Consider the following 14800-nt stretch of genomic DNA (forward strand, 5'->3'; position numbering starts at 1 on the left):
GACCGCGGCCCCCACCGGCCGCACCGACGACGAGAAGGACAGGACCACGCGATGAACGCACCGATCGGACCCACCGACTCCAGCCTCGTACCGCGCTTCGCCGGGCCGGCGACCTTCGCCCGCCTCCCCCGCATCGACCAGGTCGAGAAGGCCGACATCGCCGTGGTCGGCGTCCCCTTCGACACCGGGGTCTCCTACCGCCCCGGCGCCCGCTTCGGCCCCTCCGCCATCCGTGAGGCCAGCCGCCTGCTGCGCCCCTACAACCCGGGCCTGGACGTGTCCCCGTTCGCGCACGCGCAGGTCGTCGACGCCGGGGACATCGCGGTCAACCCGTTCTCCATCGGCGACGCCGTGGAGACCCTGGACGAGGGCGCCTCCCGGTTCGTGCGGGAGGGCACGCGCCTGGTCACCCTGGGCGGCGACCACACCATCGCCCTGCCCCTGCTGCGCTCGCTGCACCGCGTGCACGGGCCGATCGCGATGGTGCACTTCGACGCCCACCTGGACACCTGGGACACCTACTTCGGCGAGCCCTACACCCACGGCACCCCGTTCCGCCGCGCCGTGGAGGAGGGCATCCTCGACACCGAGGCCATCTGCCACGTGGGAACCCGCGGCCCCCTCTACGGCAAGAAGGACCTGGAGGACGACCGCCGGTTCGGGTTCGGCATCGTCACCTCGGCCGACGTGATGCGCAAGGGCGTGGACGAGATCGCCGACGCGCTGCGCCAGCGCATCGGCAACCGCCCCCTGTACGTGTCGGTGGACATCGACGTGCTCGACCCCGCGCACGCGCCCGGCACCGGCACCCCGGAGGCGGGCGGCCTGACCAGCCGCGAACTGCTGGAGATCCTGCGCGGCCTGGCCGCCTGCAACCTGGTGGGCGCGGACGTGGTGGAGGTCGCCCCCGCCTACGACCACGCGCAGATCACCGCCACCGCGGCCTCGCACGTGGCCTACGACCTGGTCAGCGTCCTGGCCCTCCACCACACGACGGGAGCCTGAGCCCATGGGAGCTCCGCGCAACGGCGGGGACCTGGTCACCGAGACGCTCACCGCGCTCGGCGCGCGGGTGGCCTTCGGCATCCCCGGCCAGCACGCGCTGGGGCTGTTCGACGCGCTGCGCCGGGCCCCGGGGCTGAGGTTCGTCTCCAGCCGGGTCGAGAACAACGCCGCCTTCGCCGCCGACGGGCACGCCCGGCTCACCGGCGAGGTGACACCGCTGCTGGTCTCCACCGGGCCCGGGGCGCTGCTCACGCTGGCCTCCCTCCAGGAGTCCCGGGCGTCCAGCGCCCCGGTCCTGGTGATCAGCAGCCAGGTCCCGCGCGCGGGCCTGGGGGGCGGGCGCCACGGGTACCTGCACGAGCTGCCCGAGCAGTCCGCGAGCTTCGCCAACGTCACCAAGACGGCGTTCACGGTGCGGCACGCCTCGCAGATCCCCTCGGCCCTGGCCGGGGCCTGGCGGGCCGCGGCGAGCGCCCCGGCCGGTCCCGTCCTGGTGGAGATCCCGCAGGACGTGCTGCTGGAGCCGACCGTGGTACCCCCGGTGGAGGACGTGGACCCGGCCCCGGTCCCGCTCACGCCGCGCGCCGAACTGGTGGCCGAGGCGGCCCGCCTGCTGGACGGGGCCCGGCGCCCGAGGGTCCTGGCCGGGGGCGGGGTGAGCCGCTCCGGGGGACGGGACGCGCTGGTCGCCCTGGCCGAGGCCCTCCGGGCTCCGGTGGCCACCACCTTCGGGGGCAAGGACGCCTTCCCCTGGGACCACCCGCTCTCCCTCCAGTCGTGGATCGAGGACCGGCACACCACCGACTACCTGGAGGGGGCCGACGTCCTGCTCGTGGTGGGTTCGGGGCTGGGCGAGCTGTCCAGCAACTACCACACGTTCGCGCCCCGGGGCCGCGTGGTCCAGGTCGAGGCCGACCTGGGCAAGCTGGAGTCCAACCACCCCGCGCTCGGTGTGCACGGCGACGCGGCCTCGACCCTCGCCGGCCTCGCGGAGGCGGTGACCCGCCGTCCCGCCGACCCGGCCGTGGAAGGGGAGGTGGCGTCCGTGAAGGCCGCTGTGGCCGCCCGCCTGGACGCGCAGGACCTGGCGGCGGAGCGCGCCGTGCTGGCGGCCGTGCGGGAGGCCCTGCCCGACGGGGCGCCCAGCTTCTGGGACATGACGATGCTGGCCTACTGGGCGTGGTCCGCGTGGGACCCGCGCGGGGGCGGTGCGTACTCCGCGCAGGGGTCGGGGGGCCTGGGGTACGGGTTCCCCGCCGCCCTGGGCGCCGCGGCGGCCGGGCGCGGCCCGGTTCTGGCAGTCTCCGGGGACGGGGGCGCGATGTACTCGGTCGCCGAGCTGGCCACGGCCCGCCAGCACGACCTGGACGTGACGTGGCTGGTCGTGGACGACGGCGGCTACGGCATCCTGCGCGAGTACATGGAGTCGTCGTTCGGGGAGGCCACCCACACCGAGCTGGCCCGACCGGACTTCGTGGCCCTGGCCGGGGCGTTCGGGGTGCCCGCCACCCGGACCTCCCCGGAGCGGCTGCGCGAGGACCTGTCCGCCGCCCTGTCCCGGCCCGGCCCGAACGTGGTCGTGCTGCCCATGGTGCTGGGGCTGTTCGCCCCCACCCACCTGGACGGGTAGGGCCTCCGCCGCCCTGTCCCGGCCCGCCGGGCGGGCCGGCCGGACGGCGCGCCGCCACCGGTCGGCCCGGCTCCCGGCCTCCCGACACCACCGCAACCGACGCGAGGACACCATGCGCATCCACGAGTTCGACACACTGCCCGGCTTCGTCGACGGAGAACCCCTGGCGCCCGCGGACGGGCGCGTCCAGGAGCTGGTCGACCCCGTGACGGGAGGGGTCGCGGGCAGGTCCGGGGTCTTCGGCGCCGGGGAGGTGGAGGCCGCCGTGTCCTCCTCCGCCCGGGCCTTCCGGCTCTGGCGCCGGGGCGGTACCCCCGCCCGCCGCCAGGACGCCCTCCTGGCCCTCGCCGACGCCCTGGCGGCCCGGGCCGGGGAGTTCGCCGACGCCGAGTGCCGTGAGACCGGCAAACCCCGCGCGTCCGTGCTCGACGAGGAGATCCCGTTCTGCGTGGACACCCTGCGGTTCTTCGCCGGGGCCGCGCGCCACCTGGAGGGGCGGGCGGCGGCCGAGTACCTGGAGGGGCACACCTCGTGGATCCGCCGCGAGCCCGTGGGCGTGTGCGTGGGCATCACCCCGTGGAACTACCCCCTGATGATGGCGGTGTGGAAGATCGGGCCGGCCCTGGCCGCCGGGAACACCGTGGTGCTCAAGCCCGCCGAGACCACGCCGACCACCACCGTCATGCTCGCCGAGGCCGCCGCGGAGGTCCTGCCCCCGGGCGTGCTCAACGCGGTCGTGGGCGACCGCGACACCGGCCGCCTGCTGGTGGAGCACCCGGCGGCGCGGCTGGTGTCGATCACCGGCTCCACCCGCGCGGGCGTGCAGGTGGCACGGGCGGCCTCCGCCGACCTGAAGCTGCTGCACCTGGAGCTGGGCGGCAACGCCCCGGTCCTGGTCTTCGACGACGCCGACCCGGCCGGCGCCGCCGCGGGGGTGGTGGCGGGGGCCTTCCTCAACGCGGGCCAGGACTGCACCGCCGCCACCCGGGTCCTGGTGCACGAGGGCGTCCACGACGCGTTCGTCGCCGAACTGACCGCACGGGCTGCCGCACAGGTCACGGGGCGCCCCTCGGACCAGCCCTCCGACTTCGGCCCGCTCAACAACGCCGACCAGTTCGCCCGGGTCACCGGGCTCCTGGAACGGCTGCCCGGGCACGCGGTCGTGGAGACCGGCGGGCACCGCGTGGGCGGGGAGGGGTTCTTCCTGGCGCCCACCGTCGTGTCCGGGCTCCGGGCCGACGACGAGATCGTGCGCGAGGAGGTCTTCGGCCCCGTCGTCACCGTCCAGCGGTTCGCCACCGAGGAGGAGGCGGTCGGACTGGCCAACGGCGTGGAGCAGGGGCTGGCCTCGTCCGTGTGGACCGCCGACCACGGGCGCGCCCTGCGCGTCAGCGGTGAGCTGGACTTCGGCGCGGTGTGGATCAACAGCCACGGGGAGCTGGTGTCGGAGATGCCCCACGGCGGGTTCAAGCACTCGGGCTACGGCAAGGACCTGTCGGCGTACAGCCTGGAGGACTACACCCGGGTCAAGCACGTGATGAGCGCGCTGCGCTGACCGCGGGCGGACGGTCCCGGGCCCGGACGGGGCTCGGGGCCTCCCTCAGAGTGCGGGGGCCGCGCGCCGGGCACGCAGGTGCGACCAGGTGAGCTCGGTGACGTGCCCGGCCATGGCGTCGGGGCTCTCCTCCGGGTGGTCCAGGAGCCAGTCGGCGTAGGCGTCGGCCGTGCTGACGGCGATGCGGGCCAGGAGCTGCGCGTCCTTGGCGCCGTGCTCGTCCAGGAGGCCTCCGGTGCAGCTGGTGATGAGGCCGGCGACCTCGTCCATGACCCGGTCCCTCATGCGCGTGGCCTCCGCGGCGAACGGCTCCCCCTGGACGGCGGCGCGCCGGTACAGGACGGTCCAGCTCTCACGGTTCCCGGTCACGAAGGTGAAGAAGGCGTGCATGCCCCGGCGCAGGGGGTCCTCCCCGGAGCGGGCCCGGGGGTCGTGGACCGCCTCCCGGATCGCGGCGATGAGCCGCTCGCCCTCCCTGTGCACGCAGGCCGTGAAGATCCCCTCCTTCGAGCCCAAATAGTGGTACACCGTGGGCTTGGAGGTGCCGGCCGCCTCGGCGATCTCCTCCACCCTGACGGAGTGGTAGTCGCCACGGGAGAACGCCGTCACCGCGGCGTCGATCATCTGCTGTTCCCTGATCCGTCGCGGAAGTCTGCGCTGTGTGGTCTTCACGACCCCAGACTTTATTGCGGCGGGGGCGCGGGTCCAGGGCCGCTTGTCACACGCGCCGCCCGCCCCGCGGGGCGCCGGCGGCCCGCGCATGCGTGACCTGTGGCGACGGGCGGACCGCCGTCGGCCCGCGGTGGTATTTCCCACACCGGGCCGGTGCGGGCGGCCGGGCGCCGCGCACGGGTGCGCGGGACCCGGCCGCCTCCCGTCACACCGGGTCGGGCGTGTCGCGCAGTTCCAGGGTGCAGCACTTGGCTCCGCCCCCGGCCTTGCGCAGCTCGTCCATCTCGACCGGGTGGACGGTCCGGCCGAGCTCCCTCAGGCGGTCGGCGAGGGCCGTCGCCTCCGCGGCGACGACGATGTCGTTCCCCGCGCAGACGGCGTTGAGGCCGAGCACCGCCGCGTCCTCCTCCGTGGCCAGCAGCGCGTCCGGGTAGAGCGCGCGCAGCACCTGGCGGCTCCCCTCGGAGAAGGCCCCCGGGTAGTAGGCGACCTCTCGGCCCGAGAGCGCGAACAGCGCGGTGTCCAGGTGGTAGAAGCGCGGGTCGACCAGTTGCAGGGTGACGACGGGGCGTCCGAGGAAGCGCTCGGCCTCCTGGTGCGCGGCGGCCTCGGTACGGAACCCGGTGGCGGCCAGGACCACGTCGTCCAGGGTGACGAAGTCCCCCTCCCCCTCGTTGACGTGCTTGGGCTCACGGGTCTCGGTGTAGCCCGCCTTGCGGAACCAGTCCAGGTAGGCCGGGCCCTCGGGGGTGCGCTCGGCGCTGGCGAAGCGCGCGCCGTAGACCCGGCCGTCCACGACCAGGGCGCCGTTGGCCGCGAAGACCATGTCCGGCAGGCCGTCGACGGGCTCGATCTCGCTGACCCGGTGCCCGAGGCGGAGGTAGAGGTCGCGCAGCCCCTCCCATTGCCGGATCGCCCTTTCCCTGTCCACTCCCGCCGCCGGGTCCATCCAGGGGTTGATGGCGTATTCGATCGCGAAATAGGTCGGCCGACACATCAGGTAGTGCCGCGCTGCCGGTGCCGATGCAGCCGGACGAGCCATGGGACCTCCCGTGAGACGCGCGGAACGCTGTTCAGCCCTCGGTGGTACACGCATTTACCACATCGTGGTTCCCGCACGGATGAAGAGGAGATACCCTCCCCCGGAGTTCCGGCAACAGACCGTTTTTCCAGAATTGCCCCCCGGGCCCCGCCCCTCCCCCGGCCCCGGTCCGGAACAGGGCGCGGCGCCGGTCCGAGGAGGGCGCCGCGCCCCGCCCGGCGGGCGCCGGTCACCGGCGGCGGCCCGCGCCCGCCCGGCCGACCGCCTCCTCCAGTTCGTCCCTGCTCATCCTCGAGCGGCCCGGGACCTCCAGCTCCGAGGCCTGCCGGAGGAGTTCGCGCTTGGTCCGGCGGCCCTCGGCTGCGCCCCTCGCCTCGGCGCGGACGGTGGCGGGCCTGCGCGGCACGGGGGCGCGCCCCCGCTTGTGCGGGCGGTTGGGCAGGCTCTGCCGGAGCGCCTCGCCGATCGCGCCGACCTCCCCTCCCCCCTCCGAGCGGTCGGGGCGGTGGGAGAACGTGCTCCCCCGGGCCTTGGCCCGCACCAGTTCGGTGAGCCGCCTGCCGTAGCTGTCCTCGTAGTCCCCGGGGTCCCACTCCACGGACAGTGCCCTGACGAGCTCCTGGGCCAGTTCCAGCTCGCCCTTGCCGGGCTCGGCGCCCGTGACGGGCGGCATCACGTCGTCCGGGTCGCGGACCTCGTCCGGCCACCACAGGGTGGAGGCCGCCAGCACCCCCCGGTGCGGCTGGACCAGGACCGGGTACTCGCGCTCCCGCAGGACGACGGTGGCCGCGCCCACCCGGCGGGTCCGGTCCAGGGCCGCGTGGAGGAGGCGGTAGGCCTCGGTGTCGGCGGGGCCCCGGGGGGACACGTAGTAGGTGGACGCGTACCAGAGCGGGTCGACGGCCCCCTCCGGCAGGAAGCCGTGCATCTGCATGGTGCGCGAGCCCGCCGGCAGGATGTCCTCCAGCTCCTCGGGTTCGAGGACCACGTACTCGTCCTCGACACCGGTGCGCGCCCCGCGCACGACCTCCTCGGGGGCGACCTCCTCCCCGGTGCGCTCGTTGACGCGCACGTAGCGGATGCGGTCCGCGGTGCCCCGCTGGAACTGGTGCAGCACGGGGCCCCTGCGTTCCCGGGCGCTGTAGAGGCGCACGCCGATCGGCACCCGACCGAACATCAGGGTTCCCACCCAAACCGGATTGACCATGATCCCTCCCTCTGCCTCCCATCATCACTCCCACCGGGCAGGACTCCGCCCACGGAGGGCAAAGGGGAGGTCAGGTCCACCGGACGGCGGCCGTCCCGGGCCACCGCGGCCCCGCGGCGCGCCGGGGCGGGAGGGAGCGACCCGGGATCGGACCGACCGGTCGGTATTGCTACTGTCGCGGCAATCCCCGATTGGAGTTGCTCCCATGAGTACGACCGTCAAGGCCGCCGTCTTCTCCGAGCAGGGCGCGCCCCCCGAGATCCGCGACCTGGTCCTGCCCGACCCCGGCCCCGGACAGGTCCGGGTGCGCATCGCCGCGGCCGGCGTGTGCCACTCCGACCTCTCCCTGTCCAACGGGACCCTGGCGCAGAAGTGGCCCGCGGTGCTCGGCCACGAGGGCGCGGGGACCGTCGAGGCCGTGGGCGAGGGCGTCACCGGCGTGGTGCCCGGACAGTACGTCATCCTCAACTGGGCCCCGGCCTGCCGGGAGTGCTGGTTCTGCCTCCAGGGCGAGCCCCACCTGTGCGAGCACGCCCTCGACGGCGCGGCCCGACCGTACGCCGAGCTGGCCGACGGCACCCCCGTCCACCCGGGCCTGGGCTGCGGGGCCTTCGCCGAGGCCACCGTCGTCCCCGCCCGCGCCGTCGTGCCCCTGCCCGACGGGATCGACCCCTCCGTCGCCGCCGTGCTGGGCTGCGCGGTGCTCACCGGCTGGGGCGCCGTCAACAACTCGGCGGCCGTGCGCGCGGGGCAGACGGCCGTGGTGCTCGGCCTGGGCGGGGTCGGGCTGTCGGTGGTGCAGGCCGCCCGCCTCGCCGGCGCCGACCAGGTGATCGCCGTGGACGTGTCCCCCGACAAGGAGGAGCTGGCCCGGTCCCTGGGGGCGACCGACTTCCTGATCGCCGACGAGACGCTGACCCGGTCCGTGCGCGGGCTGACCGGGCGCCGGGGGGCGGACCACGCGTTCGAGGTGGTCGGCTCCGCCCGGGTGGTGCGCTCGGCCTGGGACGCCACACGGCGCGGCGGGACGGTCACGGTGGTGGGCGTGGGGGCACTCGACGACGAGGTCTCGTTCAACGCCCTGGAGCTCTTCCACCAGGGACGCACCCTGCGCGGGTGCGTCTACGGCTCCAGCGACCCCGAGCGCGACATCCCGGTGATCGCCGCGCACGTACGCTCCGGCGGGCTGAAGCTCGCCGCGATGGTCACCGACGAGATCTCCCTGGAGGGGTTGCCGGAGGCCTTCGAGCGCATGCGCCGGGGCCTGGGCGGGCGGTCCCTCGTGCGTTTCGGCGCCTGAGCCCGCGGTCGGCGCCGCCTCCTCCCCACGGCACGGCGCCGGCCGCGGAACACCCGCCTCGTTTGTCACGGTGTGACAAATGATGTGGCGCAGGACACACGACACCCTTGTCGGCGGGGGCACGGCGCGGCACAGTCGTCACCATCGCGCACACCGTGCCCTCCGGGCGCGGACCATCCGAGGGGAAGGAACCAGATGAGCAGCGGAGCCGACCGAGCCGACGCGATCGTCGTCGGAGCCGGACTGGCGGGGCTGGTCGCGGCCGCCGAGCTGGCCGACGCGGGAAAGAGGGTGGTCCTGCTCGACCAGGAGCCCGAGCAGTCCCTCGGCGGCCAGGCGTTCTGGTCGTTCGGCGGCCTCTTCCTCGTGGACTCCCCCGAGCAGCGGCGCATGGGTGTCAGGGACTCCCGCGAACTCGCCCTCCAGGACTGGATGGGCACCGCGGCCTTCGACCGCCCCGAGGACGAGTGGCCGCGCCGGTGGGCCGAGGCCTACGTGGACTTCGCCGCCGGCGAGAAGCGCTCCTGGCTGCACGCCCAGGGACTGCGGATCTTCCCCGTCGTGGGCTGGGCCGAGCGCGGCGGCCACCTGGCCGGCGGACACGGGAACTCCGTCCCCCGCTTCCACATCACCTGGGGCACCGGTCCCGGCGTGGTCGCGCCCTTCGAGCGCCGGGTGCGCGCGGCGGTCGAACGGGGCCTGGTCACGCTGCGCTTCCGGCACAGGGTGGACGAACTGGTCGTGACCGACGGGACCGTCACCGGGGTGCGCGGCGCCGTCCTGGCCCCCAGTGGCATCTCCCGCGGCCAGGCCAGCAACCGCGACGTGGTCGGCGACTTCGAGATGGCCGCGCAGGCGGTCGTGGTCACCTCCGGGGGGATCGGCGCCAACCACGACCTGGTCCGCAAGAGCTGGCCCGAGCGCCTGGGCACCCCTCCGAAGCACATGCTGTCGGGTGTGCCGGAGCACGTGGACGGGCGGATGCTCGGCATCACCGAGCGGGCGGGCGGGCGGATCGTCAACCCGGACCGCATGTGGCACTACACCGAGGGCATCCGGAACTGGAACCCCGTCTGGGCCGGGCACGGCATCCGCATCCTGCCGGGCCCGTCCTCCCTGTGGCTGGACGCGACAGGCAAGCGGCTGCCCGCGCCCTGCTTCCCCGGGTTCGACACCCTCGGCACACTCGACCACATCATGCGGAGCGGCCACGAGTACACGTGGTTCGTGCTCTCCCAGAAGATCATCGAGAAGGAGTTCACCCTGTCGGGCTCGGAGCAGAACCCCGACCTGACCGGCAAGGACCTCAGACTCCTCCTCCAGCGCGTCCTCCCCGGCGCCCCGGACCCCGTGGAGGCGTTCAAGGAGCGCGGCGCGGACTTCGTCGTCGCCGACAGGCTGCCCGCGCTCATCCGGAAGATGCAGGAGATCGCCGGGGACGGGGTGCTCGACGCCGACACCGTCACCCGCGAGGTGGTGGCCCGCGACCGCGAGATGGCCAACACCTTCACCAAGGACCTCCAGGTCATGAGCATCCACTCGGCCCGCACCTACCGGGGCGACAGGCTGGTGCGGGTGGCCAGGCCGCACCGGATCCTGGACCCGAAGGCCGGTCCCCTGATCGCCGTGCGGCTGCACATCCTCACCCGCAAGACCCTGGGCGGCCTGCACACCGACCTGGACGCGCGTGTGCTGGGGGCCGACGGCGCCCCGGTGCCGGGCCTGTACGCGGCGGGCGAGGTCGCCGGCTTCGGCGGCGGGGGCGTGCACGGCTACCGGGCCCTGGAGGGGACGTTCCTGGGCGGGTGCCTCTTCTCGGGCCGCATCGCGGGCCGGGCCGCCGCGTCCGCCGTCGGCTAGCGTCGCGCGTCGGGGTCGGGGGTCTGGGGCGGGGATCCCGCCCCCGACCCGGGTTACGGCCGACCGCCCAAGATGAGAGGGGAGGTCGTTTATTCACGAGTTTGTCGATTCCGGCCCACGACCGCCCCTCCTCCACAATCCTGGTCCTCATGCATATGAGGAGGCATGATGGCAGTTGTGGCTAGCGGCAGGACCGTCCCGAAACCGGGGCCGCTCACAGTGGACGACCTTCAGCACACGCCGGACGACGGACGGCGCTACGAGCTGGTCGACGGGCGGCTTGACGTGGCTCCCGCACCGGTCTTCCTGCACAGCCGTGTCGAGTCCCGACTCGCCATCCATCTCGGCGTCCTCGCACCCGACGAGTGCGAGGTCGTCACGAGTCCCGGAATCAACTTCAACTCCGATCGGAGCCATCACCGCATCCCCGACCTGGTGGTGATCCGCGCGGAGGACGAAGAGAGCCCTTACCTGACCAGGCCTCCGCTCCTCGCGGTCGAAGTGGTCTCCCCCGAGAGCGTCTTCCGCGACCACCACACCAAGCGCCGCGAGTACGCGGAGTTCGGCATCCCCTCGTACTGGGTCATCACCCCCGACCGGGACAAGTCGAGCATCATCGAACTGCGGCTGGAGGACGGCGAGTACGCAGAGGTCTCGGCCGCGTTCGGGGAGGAGGTCTTCGAGACCGACGCCCCCTTCCCGGTCCGGATCGTTCCGCAATGGCTGACAGCGCCCGGCGACTGGCGCGCGTGCATCGGAGGACCCGAGGAGACCGCCTAGTCCGCGGCCGAGGACTAGGCGCACACGGCGAACGGCGCCGGGCACCTTCGGGTGCCCGGCGCCGTCGTGGGCGGGGGTGTCACTCCTCGGTCGGTTCCGGGGACTCCTCGCCCCGGGGCTCCTCCACGGGCGCGTCCTGCTCCGGCGCGGATCTGCGCGGTCTGCCCCGGCGGGGGATGACCCCGGCCTCCTTCGGCATCCGCCCCGCGTCGTCCAGCGCCCGGCGCAGGAGGAACTCGATCTGTGCGTTGGTGCTGCGCAGCTCCTGCCCGGCCCACCGCGCGAGCGCGTCGTGGACGGCGGGGTCGAGCCGCAGCAGCACCTTCTTGCGATCGGGCACGGCCGCCTCCCCCCGTTTTACTGGTACAGGGTCCCGGTGTTGACGACGGGGCTGGCGGGCCGGTCGGAGCACAGCACCACGAGCAGGTTGCTGACCATCGCGGCCTTGCGCTCCTCGTCGAGCTCGACCACGTTCTCCGCCGACAGGCGGGTGAGCGCGCGGTCCACCATGCCGACGGCCCCCTCGACGATCTCCTGACGGGCGGCGATCAGGGCGCTGGCCTGCTGGCGCTGGAGCATGGCCTGGGCGATCTCCGACGCGTAGGCCAGGTGGGTGAACCGGGACTCCACGATCTTGACGCCCGCGGCCTGGACCCGCTCGCCGACCTCCCTGGAGAGTTCCTCCGTGATGAGGTCGGCGCTGCCGCGCAGGGACCGGCTGGTGTCGGCGTCGTAGGAGTCGTAGGGGTAGTAGCCCGCGATGTGGCGGACCGCCGCCTCGGTCTGGATGGACACGAACTCGACGAAGTCGTCCACCTCGAAGGAGGCGCGGGCGGTGTCCTCGACCTGCCAGACGATGACGGCGGCGATCTCGATGGGGCTGCCGGAGGCGTCGTTGACCTTCATGACGGAGGTCTCGTGGTTGCGGATGCGGGTGGAGATCCCCTTGCGGAGCGTGAAGGGGTTGACCCAGCGCAGGCCGTCGGTGCGGACGCTGCCGACGTAGCGGCCGAACAGCTGGACGACCTGGGCCTCGTTGGGCGCGACCATCGTCAGCCCGAACGAGAGCCCCAGTCCGACCAGTCCGACGACGATGCCGACGCCGATCAGGAGGGGCGGCAGTCCGAGTATCGGCAGCAGGGCGGTGCCCACGCCGCCCAGGACCAGCACGAGGCTGATCACGGCGAACAGGATGCCGTCGTGGCTCTTCGCCGTGTGCTCCCTGTACTCGGGCGCCGGTGTGGTGGGCTGGCTGGTTTCGGCCATCGCTTCTTCCGTTCTCTTCAAGGTGATGACTCGAGCATAGCATTGTGATATCACTTTTAATAGCGAACGGCCCACAGGGCCCCGAAGAGAGGAGACGTGGAAGCGATGACCACAGACGCGCCGCGCCTGCGCCCGCCCCACCACCGCGTGGACCGACGGGCGATCCGGTGGTGGACGACACGGTCGCTGGCCGTGACCGTCGTCCTCACGGCGATCCCCCTCGTCCCGGCGATCATCTGGGAACCGCCGCGCGCCTGGTTCCTGCTCGCCACCGCCGTGGTCGGCGGGGTCGGACTCCTGATCACCGTCCTCATGCCGCAGTGGCGCTACCGCGTCCACCGGTGGGAGGTCACCGACACAGCCGTGTACACGTCCAGCGGATGGATCTGGCAGGAGTGGCGCGTGGCCCCGATGTCGCGCATCCAGACCGTCGACACCGCGCGGGGCCCGCTCCAGAGGATGTTCGGCCTGTCCAGCGTGACCGTGACCACCGCCTCGGCGGCGGGACCGATCGAGATCGCGGGCCTGGACCACGTCCGGGCCACCGAGGTCGCGGAGCAGCTCACCGAGACCACCCAGGCGACCCCGGGAGACGCGACATGAGCACCCCCGACGAGCACAGGCAGCCCCCGGGCGAGGGCGGACCGGTCCGCCCGGACGGGCCGGAGGGCCTCACGGCCGGCGGCTCCCCCCTCCCGCCGCCGACCGGCGGCGCGGACGCCCACGACCCCGTCGGGGCGGACGGCCCGGAGGCGGGGAACACCCCCGGCGCGGGCACCGCTGCCACCGAGGACGATGGCTGGCGGCGGCTGCACCCGTTGAGCGTGTGGGCGAGCACCCTCGTGGCGGGCGCGTTCCTCGTTCCCGGGGCGATCGTCGCCACCGTGGTCCTGGTGGTCGCGGGCCAGCCCCTGTGGGCCCTCGCCCCCGTTCCCGGCGCACTCGCCTTCCTCGCGCTCATGACGTACCTCGACCTGCTGCGGCTGCGGGCCACCCGCTACCGGGTCACCGTCGAGCGCATGGAGGTGCGGTCCGGGATCATCGCCAAGTCGTACCGCTCCATCCCGCGCGAGCGCGTGCGCAGCGTGGACGTCGCCGCCCCCCTCTACGCCCGGGTCTTCGGCCTGTGCTCGGTGACGGTCGGCACCGGCGAGCAGGTCGGCGCGGGGTCCGAGCAGCTCCAGCTGCTCTACGTCACCGCGGAGCAGGGCGAATGGCTGCGCCGCGAACTCCTCCACCGGGGCGCCCCCCGGACCGCCGGGGCCACCGCCGCCGGGGAGGGCCCGACCCCCGGCGACGACGGGGGGATCGAGGTCGAACTGGCCCGGCTGGACCGGCGCTGGTTCGCCTTCGCCCCCGTGACCACCGCCACGGTGGGCGTGGGCCTCGGTGTCATCGCCACGCTCCTGGGGGCGAACGCCCAGGGCAACGGCGCCCCGTGGCGGTGGATCTCCGACCGGGCGAACCTGCCCAGCGGCGAGGAGATGGCCTCCTTCGTCGTGGGCCAGATACTGCTCGTGGCGCCCCTGACCCTGCTCGGCCTGCTGGTCTCCGGCGTACTCGTCGTGACGGCCGTGGCGGTGGAGACCTGGTGGGACTACCGGCTCACGCGGGAGGCGGACGGCACCGTGCGCCTGCGCCGAGGCCTGCTCACCAGCGTGTCGCTGTCGGTGGAGGGGCGCCGTCTGAACGGCGTGACCCTGCACGAGCCGTTCCTGCTCAGGTCCGCGGGCGGCGCGGACGTGCGGGCGGTCGCGACCGGCCTGGGCGCGGCCGACGACCAGAAGGCCAGCGCCAAGAGCCGCCTGTCCCCGGCGATGCCCCGGGAGCTGGCGCGGGGGCTGGCCGCCGACCTGATGCGGACGCAGGACTCGCCCCTGGACGTGCCCCTGGCCCCCCACCCGCGGGCGGCGCTGCGCCGCCGGCTCACCCGCGCGGGGTACGCCACGGTGCTGGCCCTGGTGCTGGCAGGGGTCCTGGCCTGGCTCCACACGCTGGCGTCCGAGGCGTGGTGGGAGGCCGCGCACGAGGTCGAGGAGTACATCATGCCCGTTCCGCTGACGGTCCGGGCCGTGGAGTCCGCTCCGGGCTGGGGGTGGGCGGTGGTCGCCGTGCTGCTCGGCGCGGCGGCGTTCTGGTACGCGGTCGGCTCCTACCGGGGGCTCGGCCACGGGCTGCACCCGCGCTACCTGGTGGTCCGGCGGGGGATGGCGGTGCGCAGGACGGTGACCCTGGAGAGGGCCGCGGTGATCGGCTGGCGGATCACCAGGTCGCCGTTCCAGCGGCGGCTGGGCCTGGCGGACGTGGCGGCGACCACGGCCGCGGGCGAGGGGATGTACGCGGCGGCGGACGTGGGGCTGGGCGAAGGGCTGGCCTGGGCCGACGAGGCGGTGCCCGAACTGCTGGAGCCGTTCCTGGTGCGCGGCGGCGGGGGGCCGGCGGGCGGTCCCGGGGTCCCCGACCCGCGCTGAGGGCCGCGTCCC

General features: G+C 74.0%; 13 protein-coding genes. 8 read left to right on the forward strand and 5 right to left on the reverse strand.

The features are described from left to right. The first annotated feature begins 51 nt into the window (after positions 1-51). From speB to ABZ234_RS19955, 3 genes are all read left to right on the forward strand, one after another. On the forward strand, positions 52-1005 hold the full coding sequence (gene speB / locus ABZ234_RS19945) for an agmatinase (RefSeq protein WP_267944544.1): 954 nt from the start codon (positions 52-54) through the stop codon (positions 1003-1005). Between the two features lie 4 nt (positions 1006-1009). Then, a complete protein-coding gene (locus ABZ234_RS19950) occupies positions 1010-2635 on the forward strand; it encodes a thiamine pyrophosphate-binding protein (protein ID WP_355013064.1) in 1626 nt (541 codons plus the stop codon). Positions 2636-2747: 112 nt separating this feature from the next. Then, positions 2748-4190, forward strand: a complete 1443-nt coding sequence (locus ABZ234_RS19955) for an aminobutyraldehyde dehydrogenase (RefSeq protein WP_355013065.1) — start codon at positions 2748-2750, stop codon at positions 4188-4190. A gap of 45 nt (positions 4191-4235) precedes the next feature. Here the strand turns inward: ABZ234_RS19955 and ABZ234_RS19960 are convergent, their stop codons facing one another. The 3 genes from ABZ234_RS19960 to ABZ234_RS19970 form a co-directional block, all read right to left on the reverse strand. Further along, positions 4236-4862, reverse strand: a complete 627-nt coding sequence (locus ABZ234_RS19960; protein ID WP_344176074.1) for a TetR/AcrR family transcriptional regulator — start codon at positions 4860-4862, stop codon at positions 4236-4238. Between the two features lie 205 nt (positions 4863-5067). Further along, positions 5068-5904 (reverse strand): dimethylargininase, encoded by an 837-nt coding sequence (gene ddaH / locus ABZ234_RS19965; protein ID WP_267944548.1) that lies wholly within the window; start codon positions 5902-5904, stop codon positions 5068-5070. A 229-nt stretch (positions 5905-6133) separates the two neighbouring features. Beyond that, positions 6134-7111 (reverse strand): Ku protein, encoded by a 978-nt coding sequence (locus tag ABZ234_RS19970; protein WP_355013066.1) that lies wholly within the window; start codon positions 7109-7111, stop codon positions 6134-6136. A 205-nt stretch (positions 7112-7316) separates the two neighbouring features. On the opposite strand from ABZ234_RS19970, the gene ABZ234_RS19975 reads away from it, so the two are divergent. The 3 genes from ABZ234_RS19975 to ABZ234_RS19985 all read left to right on the forward strand — a co-directional run bounded on the left by ABZ234_RS19975 (position 7317) and on the right by ABZ234_RS19985 (position 11051). Then, complete coding sequence (locus tag ABZ234_RS19975; RefSeq protein WP_344176069.1) at positions 7317-8411, forward strand: zinc-binding dehydrogenase; 1095 nt, start codon at positions 7317-7319, stop codon at positions 8409-8411. 195 nt (positions 8412-8606) lie between these two features. Further along, positions 8607-10271 carry an FAD-binding dehydrogenase gene (locus tag ABZ234_RS19980; protein ID WP_355013067.1) on the forward strand — a complete coding sequence of 555 codons (1665 nt, stop codon included), beginning with the start codon at positions 8607-8609 and terminating at the stop codon, positions 10269-10271. A gap of 168 nt (positions 10272-10439) precedes the next feature. Continuing rightward, positions 10440-11051 carry a Uma2 family endonuclease gene (locus ABZ234_RS19985; protein ID WP_355013068.1) on the forward strand — a complete coding sequence of 204 codons (612 nt, stop codon included), beginning with the start codon at positions 10440-10442 and terminating at the stop codon, positions 11049-11051. Positions 11052-11130: 79 nt separating this feature from the next. Here ABZ234_RS19985 and ABZ234_RS19990 read toward each other — a convergent pair whose 3' ends face one another. After that, a complete protein-coding gene (locus ABZ234_RS19990) occupies positions 11131-11391 on the reverse strand; it encodes a hypothetical protein (protein ID WP_355013069.1) in 261 nt (86 codons plus the stop codon). A 17-nt stretch (positions 11392-11408) separates the two neighbouring features. Beyond that, positions 11409-12317, reverse strand: coding sequence for an SPFH domain-containing protein (locus tag ABZ234_RS19995; protein ID WP_267944554.1), 909 nt, complete (start codon positions 12315-12317; stop codon positions 11409-11411). A 105-nt stretch (positions 12318-12422) separates the two neighbouring features. Between ABZ234_RS19995 and ABZ234_RS20000 the strand changes: the two genes are divergently transcribed. Then, positions 12423-12920, forward strand: a complete 498-nt coding sequence (locus ABZ234_RS20000; RefSeq protein WP_267944555.1) for a PH domain-containing protein — start codon at positions 12423-12425, stop codon at positions 12918-12920. Then, a complete protein-coding gene (locus ABZ234_RS20005) occupies positions 12917-14788 on the forward strand; it encodes a PH domain-containing protein (protein ID WP_355013070.1) in 1872 nt (623 codons plus the stop codon). Before ABZ234_RS20000 ends, ABZ234_RS20005 begins: the two co-directional genes overlap by 4 nt. The last annotated feature ends 12 nt before the right edge of the window (positions 14789-14800 follow it).

This window comes from Nocardiopsis sp. NPDC006198, assembly GCF_040613895.1.
GTDB lineage: Bacteria > Actinomycetota > Actinomycetes > Streptosporangiales > Streptosporangiaceae > Nocardiopsis > Nocardiopsis tropica.